This window comes from Bradyrhizobium prioriisuperbiae (assembly GCF_032397745.1).
Classification (GTDB): domain Bacteria; phylum Pseudomonadota; class Alphaproteobacteria; order Rhizobiales; family Xanthobacteraceae; genus Bradyrhizobium_A; species Bradyrhizobium_A prioriisuperbiae.
This window is the reverse complement of sequence record NZ_CP135921.1, coordinates 2074938-2090460: the sequence shown is the minus strand read 5'-3', so window position 1 is coordinate 2090460 and position 15523 is coordinate 2074938. Positions and strand designations below refer to the sequence as shown.

Genomic DNA, 15523 nt, shown 5'->3' with positions numbered 1-15523 from the left:
AAGGCGCGCGCCGGACTAAACCCTTCGTTCACCTGGGCGCAATAGCGTAGGGCGGACCCAAACACCGCGCGGCAGGGGCAACACCTTGTGCCGGGCAAGGATACGTAATGGCCGTACCGACACCGATAATTCCGGAACTCGACGATGTCGTAAGGGGTGGTGACGCGCGCCGGCAAGCCGACATCATCCGCAAACTGTCCGATCTGTTCGCGCAGGGTGCGGCGCATTTCCAGCCCAGGCACGTTGAATTGTTCGACGGTATCCTGATTGGCCTCGTGCCGCTGGTCGAGATCGACGCCCGCGTGCGTCTCGCCGAGCAGATTGCCCCGATTCCCAATGCCCCGCCGTCGCTGGTCGGCCTCCTGGTGCACGAAGACGAGATCGCCATCTCCGGTCCGCTGCTGCGCTCGTCGCCGCTGGTCGACGAGCCGACCTTGATCGAGATCGCCGGTGCCAAGGGCCAGGGCCATTTGTTCGCGATTTCGGAGCGCGCCACGCTGTCGCCTCCGGTCACCGACGTGATCGTGCGCCGCGGCGATCGCGACGTGATCCGCAGCGTTGCCGGCAACTCCGGCGCACAGTTCTCCACCACCGGTTATTCCGGCCTGCTGACCCGGGCCAGCGACGACGGCGTGCTGGCGCTGGCGATCGGCAAGCGCCATGACATCACCCAGATGCAGCTCAAGGAGCTGCTCGAGCATTCGGCTGACATCGTGCGCCGCCGCCTGTTCGACATGGCATCGCCGGCCAAGAAGGTGGCGATCAACCAGGCCATGATCGGGATCGGCTCCGCGCCGTCGCGCGGCGCGCGCGACTTCGCCCGTGCGCAGCGGGAAATCCTGACACTCAGCATGGCGGAAGAGCTGAACGAAGCCGCGCTGATGGCGTTCGCGAAAGAGCACAAATACGAAGAGACCGTCGCCACCCTGTCGGTGATGACCGGCGTCAGTCTCTCGATCATCGACCATCTGATCCGCGGCGATCGCCATGACCCGATCCTCATCATGGGCAAATCGCTGGGGCTGCAGTGGGCCACGGTGCGCGCCCTGATCATCGTCCGGATCGGACCCGGCAAACCCAATCCGTCGATTCCGGAAATGGAAGAGGCGCGCATGAACTATGAGCGGCTGGTGCCGGCGACGGCGCAGCGGGTGCTCAAATTCTGGCAGAAGCGCCCGGCCGAGGCTCACGCCGAAGTCTGATTGTCCGCGTAGGACCTAATCGCGGCGCTGAAAGATCAAATACGCGGCCTTGCGCCCCTCGCGCTGCGCCTTTCGTCCATACCGCGTCATGGTGTAGTCCGGCCACGGCAGCCGCCAATCGTCGGCGCGCTCGGCGGTCCAGCGAAAATCGTGCGCGCGGACGAAATGGGCGAGTGTCCATGCGCTGTAATGATCGATGTCGCAGACAAACCGGAATTCGCCACGCGTCATGAGCGCGCGCGTCATCATGGCGATGGTCGCATCCTGCACGAAACGCCGTTTCCAGTGCCGCCGCTTTGGCCACGGATCGGGGTGAATGAGATCGATGCGGCGCAGCGTTTGGGGCGGCACCCACGCCAACAACTCAGCGGCATCGCCGGCCAGCAGCCGGATGTTGCCGATCTGCTGGGCCTCGATCTCGGCGAGAATTTTGGCCATGCCGTTGACGTAGGGTTCGACCCCGATGAAGCCGGTCTGCGGGAACGCGCGGGCTTCCGCCACCAGGTGTTCGCCGCCGCCGAACCCGATTTCGAGGCGCACGTCATTCACCGGCACGCTGAACAGCGTGCGCAGGTCGGCCGGCGCGGGCGTCGCGAGGTCGAGCGCCAGCTGCGGCAGCAGCTCCTCGATGAGCTGCGCCTGATGGCTGCGAAGCTTGTGGCCTTTGCGGCGTCCGAAGAAGGACCCCTGCGCATGACCGGCGTGATCGCCTCCGGCAGGGTCGTCTGTCACAGGCATATCCTTGTCCGCGTCAATGGTGCGAGCTCAACATCGCTCGCGGGTGCGCGGCCTGATATCGGCCGGCGACCAGGGACGCAAGACCTTGGACACAAGACCCGTGAAGCAAGGATCGTCTGAAGCAAGAATGCTCTTAAATCATCGTCTCGATCATCGCCCTGGCGTTCGAGGCCAGCGATAATCGTTAGGTCCCGAACGGAACGATCAGCGCCGGTCGGGTTGTTCGCGCGAAGCCATCTGCTCGACCAGGTCGACAATGGTCCGGCGGAGTTTCGGATCGGAGATCCGTGTGAATGCCCGGGTCAGGGCCAGGCCTTCGGAGGTCGCAAGAAAATCCGAGACATAGGCCGGCGACGGTGCATCGGTCAGGCCTTCGGCATTGAGCGTACCGGTCGGACCGCCCTCGAACAGGAAGGACACCGGCACCTGCAGGATATCGGAGATCTGCTGCAGCCGGCTGGCACCGATGCGGTTGGTGCCTTTTTCGTATTTCTGGATTTGCTGGAACGTGAGGTCGAGCGCCTCACCGAGCTTTTCCTGACTCATACCCAACATGATACGGCGCATTCGCACGCGGCTGCCGACATACTTGTCAACCGGATTGGGCGCCTTAGCCGACATCAGCATACTCCTCACCCCTTGCATAGCTGTCATGAATAGTTAACGGCTCATACGGACATACGCCGTTTGTTCGGACAAGGTCAAATCGTAACTGATCAGTTGATTAAGCCAACTGTCTAAATCTCAAAAAACCGAGCCTACATCAAGTCCGATTATAAGATAAATTCCGCATTGCGAAATTGACTACGAATCGCGCGATCCGATCATCGGCCCAGCAAAGTGGTTTTGGTGCGGCGCCGGCCGACCACAATCGCCGCCAGTGCCACCAGGATTGCCACCGGCAAATCTCCCACCCGTGCGTACAAGGGCGGCGCAATCGCCGACGGCAGCCCGGAGTCCAGCACGCCTTCGACCCCGAGGCCGAGCCGGGCGACGATCTGCCCGAACGGGTCGATCACCGCGGAAATCCCGGTATTCGCAGCACGTACGATCGGCAACCCCTCTTCGATCGCGCGCAGCCGGGTCTGTTGCAGATGCTGATAAGGGCCGGTGCTGATGCCGAACCAGCCGTCATTGGTGACGTTGACGATCCAGCCGGGACGTTCGCCCGGCGGTACGATATCGCCGGGGAAGATCGCCTCGTAGCAGATCAGCGGCAGCACCTTCGGCGCGTGCGGCAGTTCCATGGTCTTACGGCGTTGTCCCGGAATGTAGCCGCCGCGCAGCATGGTCAGCTGAATGAAGCCGAGCCGTTCCATCACCTGCTGGAACGGCAGATATTCGCCGAACGGCACCAGATGCAGCTTGTCGTAGACGCTCAGGATGCTGCCATCATGGTCAATGGAATAGATCGAATTGTAAGCACGGGTAACGTGAGGACCGGACGGCGCATCCGGAGGTCGCACCCCGCCGGTCAGCAGCGTTGTGCCCGGCGGCAGCAGCGCGGCGATCTGCGCCATCGCGTCGGCTTCCCGCGTCAGGAAAAAAGGAAACGCCGATTCCGGCCAGATCAGGACGGTCGCATCCTTGACGCCGGAGGTGGCCGGCCCGGTCGCACGGTCCGACAGCGTCAGATACTTCTGCATCACCGCCTGCTTGGCGGAATAGTTGAACTTCATGTCCTGCTGCAGATTGGGCTGCATCAGCCGCAGCCGCACGCCTTCCACCAGCCGGACCGGCTCGTGCGCCAGCCGCACTGTGCCGAAAACGCCCATGGCGATCAGCACGGCCACAGCCATGGCCGGCGCGATCCATGGCTTGCTCAGCCATGAGGCGCGTGGCGGCGGCTGATCGATCAGAACCGCTGGAGACGCAAAGATCGCGACCGCCAGAAACGTCAGCCCCCACAATCCGATCAGCGATGCTGTCTGCGCCAGCGCCAGCGGCTCGGTCAGCGCATAACCGAACGCATTCCAGGGAAAGCCGGTCAGGACATGGCCACGCAGCCATTCGCTGACGGTGAGGCCGACGGCCAATGACAGGATTCGTGATGCATCGCGGGTCCAGATCAGCCGCGCCAGCGCAAAGCCGAGGGACATGAACAGCGCGAGGCCGGCGGGCAGTGCGGTGACCGCGAACGGCAGCAGGTAGCCGAAGATATCCGCGTCGACCAGGAAGGCGTAGCCGACCCAATAGAGCCCGGCGAGGAAATAACCGAAGCCGAACCACCATCCGCTGAGCGCCGCTGCCGGCACGCCGCCGAGCCGCCCGGCGCCCGCGCCGTCGACCAGCCAGACCATGACGGGAAAGGTGAGAAACAGCACCGGCCAGGCATTGAACGGTGCCATCGCCAGCGCCGACACCGCGCCGGCCGCGAGCGCAATCAGTGCCCGCTTCCAGCCCCAGACCAGAATGATTCCGAGACCGATCGCGCCCAGTCGCGTCGGATGAAGCCGCGCCGCGATGCTCACGAGGGCGGAGCTCCTTCCGCCGGTGGCGACGCGCCGCCGCTGTCGGGGGGGCGCGCGGCATCGGCGGCGGCTTCGCGTCGTCGGGTTTCCCGATGCCGCAAGGCGGAGCGATCCTTGCGGGTGCCGATGCGCAGCCGCTTGACCCGGCGCGGATCGGCATCCAGCACCTCGATTTCGAAATCGCCCGGGCCGGAAATGATCTCGCCGCGCACCGGCAGGCGCCCGACCTGCGCCACCAGATAGCCGCCCAGCGTATCGACCTCTTCGCCGGCCTCGCCGATCACGAAATCCTCGCCGATCACCGACTTGACGTCCTCGAGGCTGGCGCGGGCATCGGCGATGAACGAATTATCCGCCTGGCGCACCACCGCCGGCGGCTCGTCGCTGTCGTGTTCGTCGTCGATCTCGCCGACGATCTGCTCGACGATGTCCTCGATCGACACCAGCCCGTCGGTGCCGCCATATTCGTCGACCACCAGCGCCAGGTGGATGCGGCTCGCCTGCATCTTGGCCAGCAGATCATGCGCCGGCATCGACGGCGGCACGTACAGCAGCTTGCGGATGATGTTGGTGTCCGACAGCGGCGCGCCGAGGTTCACCGCGCGCAGGTCGAGGCCCGCCGGAAACGGCTTTTTGCGCTTGGCATTGACGGCGGGGTCGACCTTGGCGCGTTCCGCGATATAGGCCAGCAGGTCGCGGATGTGCACGATACCTTCGGGATCGTCGAGGGTATCGTTGTAGACCACCAGGCGCGAGTGTGCCGCGCTCTCGAAGATGTCGATCAGTTCGCCCAGCGAGATGTCGCGCTTCACTGCGACGATGTCGGCGCGAGGCACCATGACGTCGGCGATGCGGCGCTCGCGCAATCCCAGGATGTTGCGCAGCATGGTGCGCTCGATGGCCGAGAAGCTGGTCTCGTCCGGTGTCGAGGCGTCGAGCACCACCTGCAGGTCGGCACGCAGCGAGCCGGGCTTCCAGCCGAACAGCGTGCGCAAGGCGCGCATGAACCATGTATCGGCCGCGGGACGCAGGATTTCGCCCTGCTGCACCGGGACGGGCAGGTTGCGCGGCTCGTGCGCTATCTCGGCCGCGCTGTCGCGCGATTCGGCTGCGGACGACTGTGGGTCGGGTGTCACTTAACCCACCTCATCGGAAGACGCATAAGGATCGGGAATGCCGAGCTGCGCCAGGATGGTGCGCTCGAGGCCTTCCATCTCCTCGGCCTCGTCGTCGGTCTCGTGGTCGTAGCCGATCAAATGCAGGAATCCGTGGACAGCGAGATGGCTGAGGTGGTGCTCGAACGGTTTGTGTTCGGTCTCCGCCTCGCGCCGGGTCGTCTCATAGGCGATGGCGATGTCGCCGAGCATGCGCGGCGCATCATCGTCGTCTGCGGCCGGTTGTTCGGCGGCCGGAAACGACAGCACGTTGGTCGGCTTGTCGAAGCCGCGCCAGTCGCGGTTCAAGGTCTGGATGCCGGCATCGTCCGTCAGCATCACGGCGATCTCCGCGCCGCTGGAGGCCGGATCGGCCGCGGCTTCGGCCGCGGCCTCGATCGCGCGGACGATGGTCTCCTCATAACCGGCGTCATCCGGCCAGCAATCGGCGCTGACGAGAATATCGGTAAGGGGAGGGTCCTGGCGCGGCATCGATCTGGATCTTGCGGCAGATAACGGAGACATCAACGTTTCGCGGCCGCGGGCTTTTGCGGCAGGCCTTCGTAGGCGGCGACGATCCGCGCCACCAGTTCGTGGCGGATGACGTCCTCGGCGGTGAATTTGACCTGCGCGATGCCTTCGACGCCGTCGAGCAGCTTTGCGGCCTCGGCGAGGCCCGATGGCTGGCCATTCGGCAGATCGACCTGGCTCGGATCGCCGGTGATGATCATGCGGCTGTTTTCGCCCAGGCGCGTCAGGAACATCTTCATCTGCATCGAGGTGGTGTTCTGCGCCTCGTCGAGAATGATCGCCGCGTTGGTCAGGGTGCGGCCGCGCATGAAGGCGAGCGGCGCGATTTCGATTTCGCCGCTCTGCAGCGCGCGCTCGACAATGCGGGAGTCCATCAGGTCATACAGCGCGTCATAGATCGGGCGCAGATAGGGATCGACCTTCTCGCGCATGTCGCCGGGCAGGAAGCCGAGCCGCTCGCCGGCTTCCACCGCGGGGCGTGACAGGATGATGCGATCGACTTCCTTGCGCTCGAACAGCTGCGCGGCGTGCGCCACCGCAAGCCAGGTCTTGCCGGTGCCGGCGGGGCCGATGCCGAACACCAGCTCGTTGCGTTTCAGGGCACGGATGTAGGAGTCCTGCGCGGCGGTGCGGGCGCGCACCGGGCGCTTGCGCAGGTTGATTTCCTCGAACGCCGATTTCGCAAGCTTCGGATCGAAATCGAACAGCGAGCCCTGGGCGATGACGGCGCGGATCGCACCCTCGACATCGCCCTGCGCCAGCTCCTGGCCGCGAACGGCCTGCTCATACAGCGTTTCCAGTACGCGGCGGGCGGCGTCGCAGGCGTCGCGCGATCCGGCGATGGTGATGTGGTTGCCGCGCTGGTCGACCACGACGCCGAGCCGGCGTTCGATCAGCGCCAGGTTCTGGCCGTAAGGGCCGACAAGGGCGGAGGCGGCGCGGTTGTCGTCGAACGCGACGACGACCTGCGTCTCGGAGTTGGCTTGCGAGGTCGATGGAGTCTGCAAGGCCTGAATATCACGGTCGAGTTTGCGGCCAGGGGCGAGAGAAGGCGAATCCGATGCGCTTTTTGGCAAGGGTTTTCAGGCTCCGGTTGTCATGGCCGGAGACGCAGTCGCGCTCCGTATCTCGGCGGATGAGGCCGCTGATGTCGCGAGCGCGCCCAACAGGCTGTAGCGCTCCAGGCTGTCGATCTTGACCGGCAGGACCTGGCCGATGATGTCGGGGCCGGCCATCACATGGGCGGGCTGCAGATAAGCGGTGCGGCCGACGATCTGGCCGGGATTGCGCGCAGGGCGCTCGAACAGCACGTCGACGGTTTTTCCAATCGTGGCCTTGTTGAAGGCCGATTGCTGGCTGTCGATCAACTCCTGAAGCCGCGCCAATCGCTCGTCCATCACTGCGGTCGCAACCATCTCCTGCATGTCCGCCGCCGGCGTTCCCGGCCGCGGTGAGTATTTGAACGAATATGCGCCAGCGTAGCCGATTTGCGCGACCAGCGCGAGGGTCGCGGCAAAATCTTGATCGCTTTCGCCGGGAAAGCCGACAATGAAATCCGATGAAAAAGCAATGTCTTCGCAGGCCGCGCGGAACCGGTCGATGATCCGCCGGTAATCATCGGCGGTATGCTTGCGGTTCATGGCGGCCAGGATGCGGTCGGAGCCGGACTGCACCGGCAGATGCACGAACGGCATCAGGGCCGGCAGGTCGCGGTGGGCGTCGATCAGGCTGTCCTCGACGTCGCGCGGGTGGCTGGTCGAGTAGCGCAGGCGGACGATGCCGGGGATTTCAGCCAGATGGTGCAGCAGCTTGCCGAGCGGCCAGGGCTTGCCGTCGGGGCCGTCGCCATGGAAGGCGTTGACGTTCTGCCCGATCAGCGTGATCTCGCGCACGCCGTTGTCGGCGAGACGCTTCACGTCGTCGACAATGCGCGCAACCGGGCGCGAAACCTCGGTGCCGCGGGTGTAGGGCACCACGCAGAAGGTGCAGAACTTGTCGCAGCCTTCCTGCACGGTGACGAACGACGACACGCCGCGCGCGCGGATCGCCGCCGGCTTCGGCGGCGCGAGGAAGTTGAACTTGTCGTCGAGCGGAAATTCCGTGTCGAGGGCGCGACCCTGACGCTCGGCACGCGCGAGCAATTGCGGCAGATGATGATAGCTCTGCGGGCCCACGACTACGTCGACCACCGGAGCGCGGCGGATGATCTCCTGGCCTTCGGCCTGCGCAACGCAGCCGGCGACCGCGATGGTGACCGTGCGGCCGCTCTGCGCGGCCAGATCCTTGGCTTCACGCAGCCGGCCGAGTTCCGAATAGACTTTCTCGGAGGCCTTCTCGCGGATGTGGCATGTGTTGAGGATCACGAGATCCGCGTCGTCCGCGTTCGCCGTCTCGACAAAGCCCTCGGGCGCCAGCGTGTCCACCATGCGTTGTGCATCGTAGACATTCATCTGACAGCCGTATGACTTGATATGCAGCTTGCGCGGCGCGCTCATCTTCTCAACAGAACTTACGTTTCCAGCAGACATGAAAGCGCGGGGCGTTCCCGCGGGATTGCCGGTCAGATATAGCGAAAAGGCCGGAAATACCAGCTTTTACAACACGATTTGCGGCCATTGTGGCGCACAATGCGGTCATTTGCGGCCGCAACGGCCCGATATCGGCGTCCCGATCCGGACGTGTCTCGGGAACAGCTGGCTCAGGACGATTTGTCCGGGGTGTCGTCGAGCGGCACGCAATAGAGCTCGAGCCGGTGATCGACCAGCTTGTAACCCAGCTTGCGGGCGATCTCGGCCTGCAGCTTCTCGATCTCCTCGGAAGTGAATTCGATCACCTTGCCGTCGCGCAGGTTGATGAGATGATCGTGATGGCTGTCGCGCATGGTCTCATAACGCGCGCGGCCCTCGCGAAAATCGTGGCGCTCGATGATGCCGGCATCCTCGAACAGTTTCACCGTGCGATAGACGGTCGAGATCGAAATCTTGTCATCGACGGCGACGCAGCGGCGATACAGTTCCTCGACATCCGGATGATCGACGGCTTCCGCCAGCACGCGCGCGATCACGCGGCGCTGCTCGGTCATGCGCATGCCGGTCGCCGCGCAACGTTTCTCGATGTCGGTCGGATCGGAAGCGGTGACCGGTTTCAGCGTCGTCATGGTTCAATCCCGTTCGAGTTTGTCCAGCCGAAACCATTCCGGCGTGCGGCGGACAAAGCTCGGTATCCCTTGGTGGCGTTTCTTGGTGGCAGTCTTTGGATGGCCCGTTGTGCCATTGTGCGCAGTTTACGACAAGTCGCGTTGCATCACCAAGGCATTCAGTTGTTCCCCGCCGGCCTCGCGGTAATAGCGTTCGCGCCGTCCAACCCCGCGGAATCCGGCCCGTTCATACAGCCGCCGCGCCGGTTGATTGTTTTCCTCAACCTCGAGGAAAACTTTTTTTATTCCGCGTCCCGCCAGGTGCCCCAGATGGGTCCGCAGCAGGTCGCGTGACAAGCCGCGGCCGCGCTGTCCGGCCGCGATGGCGATCGAGAGAATCTCCGCTTCGTCGGCGGCCATGCGCGACACCGAAAAGCCGATGATCTGCCGGCCCTGCCGCAACCGGTGTGTCAGTGTATTGCGGTCGAGCAGCATCTGTTCGAATTCGTTCGCGCCCCAGCCGCGATGAAACGACGCGCCATGCAACTGTGCCAGCCGTGGCGCGTCGCGCAGGTTCGCCGCCTCGACCGTCGGCGGACTCCTGTCGAACAGCTTGGCAAGCCAGCCGCGCATCACAGTGACGAGGGTTGCGCCGGAGCAGGTCGCGCGCCGGCCTGCGGCTTGACGTCGGGCGCACGCAGATAATACGGCCGCGCCGGCGCGGTGTTCGGGCTGACCGCGGCGCCAAGCCACGCCACCCAGGCGATTTCCGGCGCCGGCTGCTGCTTGATTTCAACCGGTGCGTCGCCGGGCCAGCGATCGGCAACGAGTTGCGCGGCATTGCCGACCAGACGCGGCGCGCCAAAGCGCGCGGCCTCGAGCGCCTCGGTGATCGGCGCGATCCGCGGTCGGATCAATGTCCCACCGCTGCCGCTGACCACCTGGAAATAAACCTGGTCGTGACGCGCATCGATCACCGAGATCACCGGCGCGTCGCCGTTCTCGCTCACCGGCGCCGCCGCGTAGGCCGACAGAGTGGTGACGCCGACCACCGGCTTGTTGGCGGCGAGTGCGAGGCCGCGTGCTGCCGACAAGCCGACGCGCAATCCGGTGAAGCTGCCGGGGCCAGTGGTCACCGCAATGCGATCGAGCGCCGCAAACGGCACCGCCGCGGCCTTCATGACGCGGTCGAGCAGCGGCATCAGCGCCTCGGCGTGGCCGCGCTTCATCGGCAGCGACTCCTGTGCCAGCAATTTGTTGGCGTCGGTGTCGAGCACGGCCGCGGCACAAGCGTCGAGCGCGGTATCGATGGCGAGAATGAGCATGGAGCCAATGGTTCGTGGGGATCGAAGTCCCGCGAAAGTGCCTGTCAAACACCATCGTGTCAAAAGGATTGGGGGCAAGCGTTTCGACGCTTGCCCCCTCTGGAATGATCGCGGCGTCCGCCGTCGGAAGATCAGGCCATAATCTTTTCAGGCCAGAACTTTCAGGCCAAATCTTTCAGGTCAAATCTTTCAGGCCATGGGCCGGACTTCGACGACATCAGGCACGAAGTGCTTGAGCAGGTTCTGGATGCCGTGCTGCAGCGTGGCGGTGGACGACGGGCAGCCGGCGCAAGAGCCCTTCATATCGAGATAGACGATGCCGTCTTTGAAGCCGCGGAAGGTGATGTCGCCGCCGTCATTGGCGACCGCCGGGCGCACCCGGGTCTCGATCAGCTCCTTGATGGTCTCGACGGTCTCGGCGTCAGCTTCATTGAAGAACTCGTCCGCGTCGGCATCGTGGGCGCCGTCGTTCAGCAGCGGCTCGCCGGACATGTAGTGTTCCATGATGGCGCCGAGCACCGCCGGCTTCAGATGCTGCCAGTCGCTGTCGTCCTTGGTCACGGTGACGAAATCCGAGCCATAGAACACGCCGGTGACACCGGGCACGGCGAACAGCCGTTCCGCCAGCGGCGAGCGGGTGGCGTCTTCGCGGACGCGGAATTCCATGGTGCCTTCGCCGAGCACATCGCGGCCGGGAAGGAATTTCAGGGTTGCCGGGTTGGGGGTCGCTTCGGTCTGGATAAACATCGATGTCTCCGGCCGCTCACCGGTTCAAGGCCGGTGTGGCCAAGGGGTTGATAGAATGGGCATCTTAGAGCGTTTTCGAGCGAAGTGGATACCGGTTCGCGTGAAGAAAACGCGTCAAAACAAAGAAGCCTGATCGGAGCGTTCTGGAACGCGGTTTATCGCAAGCCGACCTGCAATCTCACATGGTCTCTTGCCGAGCAGGATCAAGGGGTTGGCGCAAGGGATGCGGCCTTGAGGCCGGGCGGCTCCGTCATGACAAGCCATCGATATCCGCGTCCGACAGCCCGCCGGGCACCACCGTGACCGGGATCGGGAAGGTTCCAGCGATGCTGGCGAGGCCGGTGATGATCGGCCCGGGGCCCTCGACCCCGGTGCTCGCGGCCAGCACCAGCATGGCGATGTCGACGTCCTTGTCGATGACGTCGAGGATTTGCTCGCTTGGATTGCCCTCGCGGATCACCCGCTCCGGTGTGATCGCGGCCAACCCGTTGGCGCGGCCGGCGGCGCGGTCGAGCGCCGTGTTGGCTTCTTCATGCGCTTCCGCCCGCATGATGTCGGCGACGCCGAGCCATTGCTGATTGCGGTCCTCGATTTCGATCACCCGCAGCATCACCACGCCGCCGCCAAGGCGCACCGCCCAGCGGCTGGCGTAATAGACGGCGCGATCGGCTTCCGCGGTGTCGTCGACGATGACCAGGCATTTCGGCTTGTGGCCGGATTCGTAGGCGCGACGCTGAGTGCTCATGCATGCCCCAAAACGGAAGTCTGCCTTGCGGCGATGCTGCCACGCCGATGCCGCAGCGGGCAAGCAAACAGGTCCGCGAATTCCTGCACCGATTGTGGCAAAGGTAAGAAATCTCGCGGCGACGCAGCGCACATCGAGGATCTGAGCATGACCGTCTGGCGGCCTCCGAACAGCATTCGGGTGAAAGCGATCGGGCTGGCCTGGCATGCCGGGCGGCTGCTGGTGGCGGATGTCGAAACCGATCGCGGGACGGTGAAAGGCGTTCGTCCGCTGGGCGGATCCATCGATTACGGCGAAACCAGAGAGCAGGCGCTGCATCGCGAGTTTCAGGAAGAGCTCGCAACCGGGATTACAATCGCCGGGCCTTGGCATGTGTTCGAAAACATCTATCGGCACGAAGGCCAGCTCGGGCACGAGATTGTTTTCGCGGCCGACGTGGAACTGGTCGACACGTCGCTTTACGCTCGCGCCGAGATTCTGTTTTCCGAAAACGACGGCACGCCCGCCCGTGCCCGATGGGTCAATCCGGCAGACCTCTCAGCGGCCGGATTGCAACTGTTTCCCAATGGCCTGGGGGCGTGGCTGGAGTCGCGATCGAGCTCTGTCAAAAACGTGGCACCGTAGCTCGGATGAGCGAAGCGACATCCGGGGCTGGGACGATCCCGGATGTCGCTTCGCTCATCCGGGCTACAGCGCTTCAATTCGCGGGTTACGCCTTGCGAATGAAGCCGACGATGTCCTTCACCTTGTTCATGGTGGCATCGGCCAAAACGCGGGCGCGGTCCGCGCCGTCGGCCAGCACTGAATCCATGTAAGCAGGGTCGCCGGTCAGCCGTTTCATCTCGGCGCCGATCGGCCCGAGCTTTTCGACCGCGAGATCGACCAGGCTCGATTTGAAATTCGAGAACTGGCCGCCGCCGAACTCCTGCAGGATGTCAGGCTTGCCGCGTCCGGACAGCGCCGCATAGATGCCAACCAGATTGTCGGCCTCGGGACGGTGCTCCAGGCCTTTTTCCTCGACCGGCAGCGGTTCCGGATCGGTCTTGGCCTTGCGCACCTTCTGCGCGATGGCATCGGCGTCGTCGCTGAGATTGATGCGCGAATAATCCGACGGGTCGGATTTCGACATCTTCTTGGTGCCGTCGCGCAGGCTCATCACGCGCGTTGCAGGGCCGGTGATCAGCGGCTCCGGCTGCGGGAAGAACAGGCCGTCATTGAAGCCGTGACTGCGGATGGTGTCGCCGAAATCATTGTTGAACTTCTGCGCGATGTCGCGCGCAAGTTCGAGGTGCTGCTTCTGGTCTTCGCCCACCGGCACGTGGGTGGCGCGATACACCAGAATGTCGGCAGACATCAGGCTGGGATAGGCATAGAGCCCGACGGAGGCGTTCTCGCGATCCTTGCCGGCCTTCTCCTTGAACTGGGTCATGCGGTTCAGCCAGCCGAGGCGGGCGACGCAGTTAAACACCCAGGCGAGCTCGGCGTGGGCCGACACCTGGCTCTGGTTGAAGATGATGTGTTTTGTCGGGTCGATGCCGGCGGCGATGAAGGCGGCGGCGACTTCGCGCGTGGCCTTGGTCAACTCGGCCGGGTCCTGCCAGACGGTGATCGCATGCATGTCGACCACGCAGTAGATGCACTCGTGCGTCTGCTGCAGTTTGACGAAATTGACGATCGCGCCGAGGTAGTTGCCAAGGTGCAGATTGCCGGTCGGCTGCACGCCGGAAAACACCAGTTCTTTTGCCGTCATTTGCTTGTTTCCCAGCCGTTCATCTGAGGGGCATTTGGCCCTGCGGGGTCGTCCATTGCCACGGTCGCCTCATGCACGCAAGTCGTCGATCGCCTGGCTCCAGCTGACGATGCCGAACAGCTCCAGCAGCGTGCCGTAAAGCGCCAGCCCAACAGCGACCAGGCCGCCAAGGATGGTGAGCTGCGCCATGAACTGGGCGCTGGCCATCACCGGCGCGACGAAGGTTTCCGCCAGCCACAGCACACCGCCCATCACCAGCGCGGCTGCGGCGATCCGCGGCAGCCGCTGGCGGGCTTTCGCGTCGAGCGACAGGCCGAAAACCCGCGCGCTGCGCCACAGCAGCACGCCGGCGCAGCACCAGGCGCCGAGGGCAATGCCGACGGCGACACCGTTGGCGCCGAAACGCGAACTCAGGATGAAGCCCGCAACGACCGCGGCGGCGAGCCCGGCCAGCGTTGCATAAAGCGGCGTCGCGGTGTTGTCGCGGGCGAAGAAGGCGGGCGACAGTGTCTTCATCAGCACGTGCGCCGGCAAGCCCAGCGCCAGCACCATCACCGCCTGTGCGGTGAACTTGGTGTCGTTGGCGGTAAAAGCGCCGTGCTCGAACAGCACGCGCACGATCATCTCGGACAACACCATCAGCCCCAGCGTGGCCGGCAGCACCAGACCGACGGCGAATTCGACACCGCGAGACTCGGTCTTGACCAGCAGGGAGTGGTCGTCGTCATGGACGGCGCGGGTCAGCGACGGCACCAGCACCGTGCCCATGGCAACGCCCACCATGCCGAGCGGCAGGTCGATCAGCCGGTTGGCGAAGTACAGCCAGGACACCGCGGCGGGTGATGACGAGGCCATGATGGCGCCGGCGACGATCAGGAATTGCGGGCCGGCGTTGGCGAACATGCCCGGCACCGCCTTGCGCAGGAAACCGATCATCTCCGGATCGAACGAAATCCGGATCGGGCACGCCAGGCCGTCGCGCCCGCGGCGGCGCTGGATCAGCACCAGCATCTGCAGCAGTCCTGCGATGCCGACGGTGGCGGCCATCACGGTCGACGCGAACACCGCATCGTGACGCCAGATCAGCAGCGCGAGGGTGACGCCGATCAGGGTGATGTTGAATAGCAGCGGCGAGAATGCACTGAGCACGTAACGATGCTCGGCATTGAGCACGCCCATCATCACCGTCACCGGTCCGACGAAAGCAAAATAGGGCAGCATCAGCCGCGCATCGGTGACCGCGAGTTGCAGTGTGGTGGCGACGAAGCCCGGCGCCAGAAAAGCCATCACCAGCGGCATCAGCAGCGCCAAGAGTGCCGCGATCACGATCAGGATCAGGCTCAGCGTGCCCATCACCCGCCCGGCGAAGGCGGCCGCCGCCACCGCGCCACCGGTCTCGCGGGCGCGCAGATAACCGGGGACCAGGGCGGCATTCAGCGCACCCTCGGCCAGGAGCCGCCGCGTCACATTGATGAACTGGAACGCGACCAGGAAAGCGTCGGCAATCGGCCCCGCGCCCAACAGCGCCGCGATCAGGGAATCGCGCACGAAACCCAGGAGCCGTGAGCACAGGGTGCCCGAAGAAACCGTGACAACGTGGCGAATCATGATGGCATTTTAAGCATGGGGCTGTCGCACTCTTGCTGGCGAAGCCGGGGACGTGATAGGTCGGCCCATTCTGCACGATCGTCCGTGCAACACAAACCTGACCGGGCCTGTCCGAT

16 protein-coding genes are annotated in these 15523 nt (G+C 64.5%); 2 read left to right on the top strand and 14 right to left on the bottom strand.

The window, feature by feature from the left end; all coding sequences use genetic code 11:
* Positions 1-107: 107 nt before the first annotated feature.
* Positions 108-1202 carry a DUF2336 domain-containing protein gene (locus RS897_RS09760; RefSeq protein WP_315836363.1) on the top strand — a complete coding sequence of 365 codons (1095 nt, stop codon included), beginning with the start codon at positions 108-110 and terminating at the stop codon, positions 1200-1202.
* A 15-nt stretch (positions 1203-1217) separates the two neighbouring features.
* Here RS897_RS09760 and RS897_RS09755 read toward each other — a convergent pair whose 3' ends face one another.
* The 12 genes from RS897_RS09755 to RS897_RS09700 all read right to left on the bottom strand — a co-directional run bounded on the left by RS897_RS09755 (position 1218) and on the right by RS897_RS09700 (position 12049).
* Entirely contained in the window at positions 1218-1940 is a 723-nt protein-coding gene (locus RS897_RS09755; protein ID WP_315836362.1) for a tRNA (guanine(46)-N(7))-methyltransferase TrmB, read from the bottom strand.
* Positions 1941-2144: 204 nt separating this feature from the next.
* A complete protein-coding gene (locus tag RS897_RS09750; protein WP_315836361.1) occupies positions 2145-2561 on the bottom strand; it encodes a helix-turn-helix domain-containing protein in 417 nt (138 codons plus the stop codon).
* A gap of 203 nt (positions 2562-2764) precedes the next feature.
* Positions 2765-4411 carry an apolipoprotein N-acyltransferase gene (gene lnt / locus RS897_RS09745; protein ID WP_315836360.1) on the bottom strand — a complete coding sequence of 549 codons (1647 nt, stop codon included), beginning with the start codon at positions 4409-4411 and terminating at the stop codon, positions 2765-2767.
* Positions 4408-5493 (bottom strand): hemolysin family protein, encoded by a 1086-nt coding sequence (locus tag RS897_RS09740; protein WP_315838573.1) that lies wholly within the window; start codon positions 5491-5493, stop codon positions 4408-4410. Before RS897_RS09740 ends, lnt begins: the two co-directional genes overlap by 4 nt.
* Positions 5494-5547: 54 nt before the next feature.
* Positions 5548-6057, bottom strand: coding sequence for an rRNA maturation RNase YbeY (gene ybeY, locus RS897_RS09735; RefSeq protein ID WP_315836359.1), 510 nt, complete (start codon positions 6055-6057; stop codon positions 5548-5550).
* A 32-nt stretch (positions 6058-6089) separates the two neighbouring features.
* Positions 6090-7172, bottom strand: a complete 1083-nt coding sequence (locus RS897_RS09730) for a PhoH family protein (RefSeq protein WP_315836358.1) — start codon at positions 7170-7172, stop codon at positions 6090-6092.
* 6 nt (positions 7173-7178) lie between these two features.
* The gene (gene miaB, locus RS897_RS09725; RefSeq protein ID WP_315836357.1) at positions 7179-8591 is read right to left on the bottom strand and encodes a tRNA (N6-isopentenyl adenosine(37)-C2)-methylthiotransferase MiaB; all 1413 of its coding nucleotides are present in this window, start codon (positions 8589-8591) and stop codon (positions 7179-7181) included.
* A gap of 203 nt (positions 8592-8794) precedes the next feature.
* Positions 8795-9253 (bottom strand): Fur family transcriptional regulator, encoded by a 459-nt coding sequence (locus RS897_RS09720; protein WP_315836356.1) that lies wholly within the window; start codon positions 9251-9253, stop codon positions 8795-8797.
* Positions 9254-9379: 126 nt separating this feature from the next.
* Positions 9380-9865 (bottom strand): ribosomal protein S18-alanine N-acetyltransferase, encoded by a 486-nt coding sequence (gene rimI, locus RS897_RS09715; protein WP_315836355.1) that lies wholly within the window; start codon positions 9863-9865, stop codon positions 9380-9382.
* Positions 9865-10557: a tRNA (adenosine(37)-N6)-threonylcarbamoyltransferase complex dimerization subunit type 1 TsaB gene (gene tsaB / locus RS897_RS09710; protein ID WP_315836354.1), complete on the bottom strand. Its 693-nt coding sequence runs from the start codon at positions 10555-10557 to the stop codon at positions 9865-9867. Before tsaB ends, rimI begins: the two co-directional genes overlap by 1 nt.
* Before the next feature lie 189 nt (positions 10558-10746).
* Positions 10747-11304: a NifU family protein gene (locus RS897_RS09705; RefSeq protein ID WP_315836353.1), complete on the bottom strand. Its 558-nt coding sequence runs from the start codon at positions 11302-11304 to the stop codon at positions 10747-10749.
* 250 nt (positions 11305-11554) lie between these two features.
* Positions 11555-12049, bottom strand: a complete 495-nt coding sequence (locus RS897_RS09700; protein ID WP_315836352.1) for a universal stress protein — start codon at positions 12047-12049, stop codon at positions 11555-11557.
* A gap of 147 nt (positions 12050-12196) precedes the next feature.
* Here RS897_RS09700 and RS897_RS09695 point away from each other — a divergent pair, with 147 nt between their 5' ends.
* The gene (locus RS897_RS09695) at positions 12197-12673 is read left to right on the top strand and encodes an NUDIX hydrolase (RefSeq protein WP_315836351.1); all 477 of its coding nucleotides are present in this window, start codon (positions 12197-12199) and stop codon (positions 12671-12673) included.
* Between the two features lie 85 nt (positions 12674-12758).
* Here the strand turns inward: RS897_RS09695 and trpS are convergent, their stop codons facing one another.
* A complete protein-coding gene (gene trpS / locus RS897_RS09690; RefSeq protein ID WP_315836350.1) occupies positions 12759-13799 on the bottom strand; it encodes a tryptophan--tRNA ligase in 1041 nt (346 codons plus the stop codon).
* A gap of 69 nt (positions 13800-13868) precedes the next feature.
* On the bottom strand, positions 13869-15407 hold the full coding sequence (gene murJ, locus RS897_RS09685; RefSeq protein WP_315836349.1) for a murein biosynthesis integral membrane protein MurJ: 1539 nt from the start codon (positions 15405-15407) through the stop codon (positions 13869-13871).
* Positions 15408-15523 lie beyond the last annotated feature (116 nt).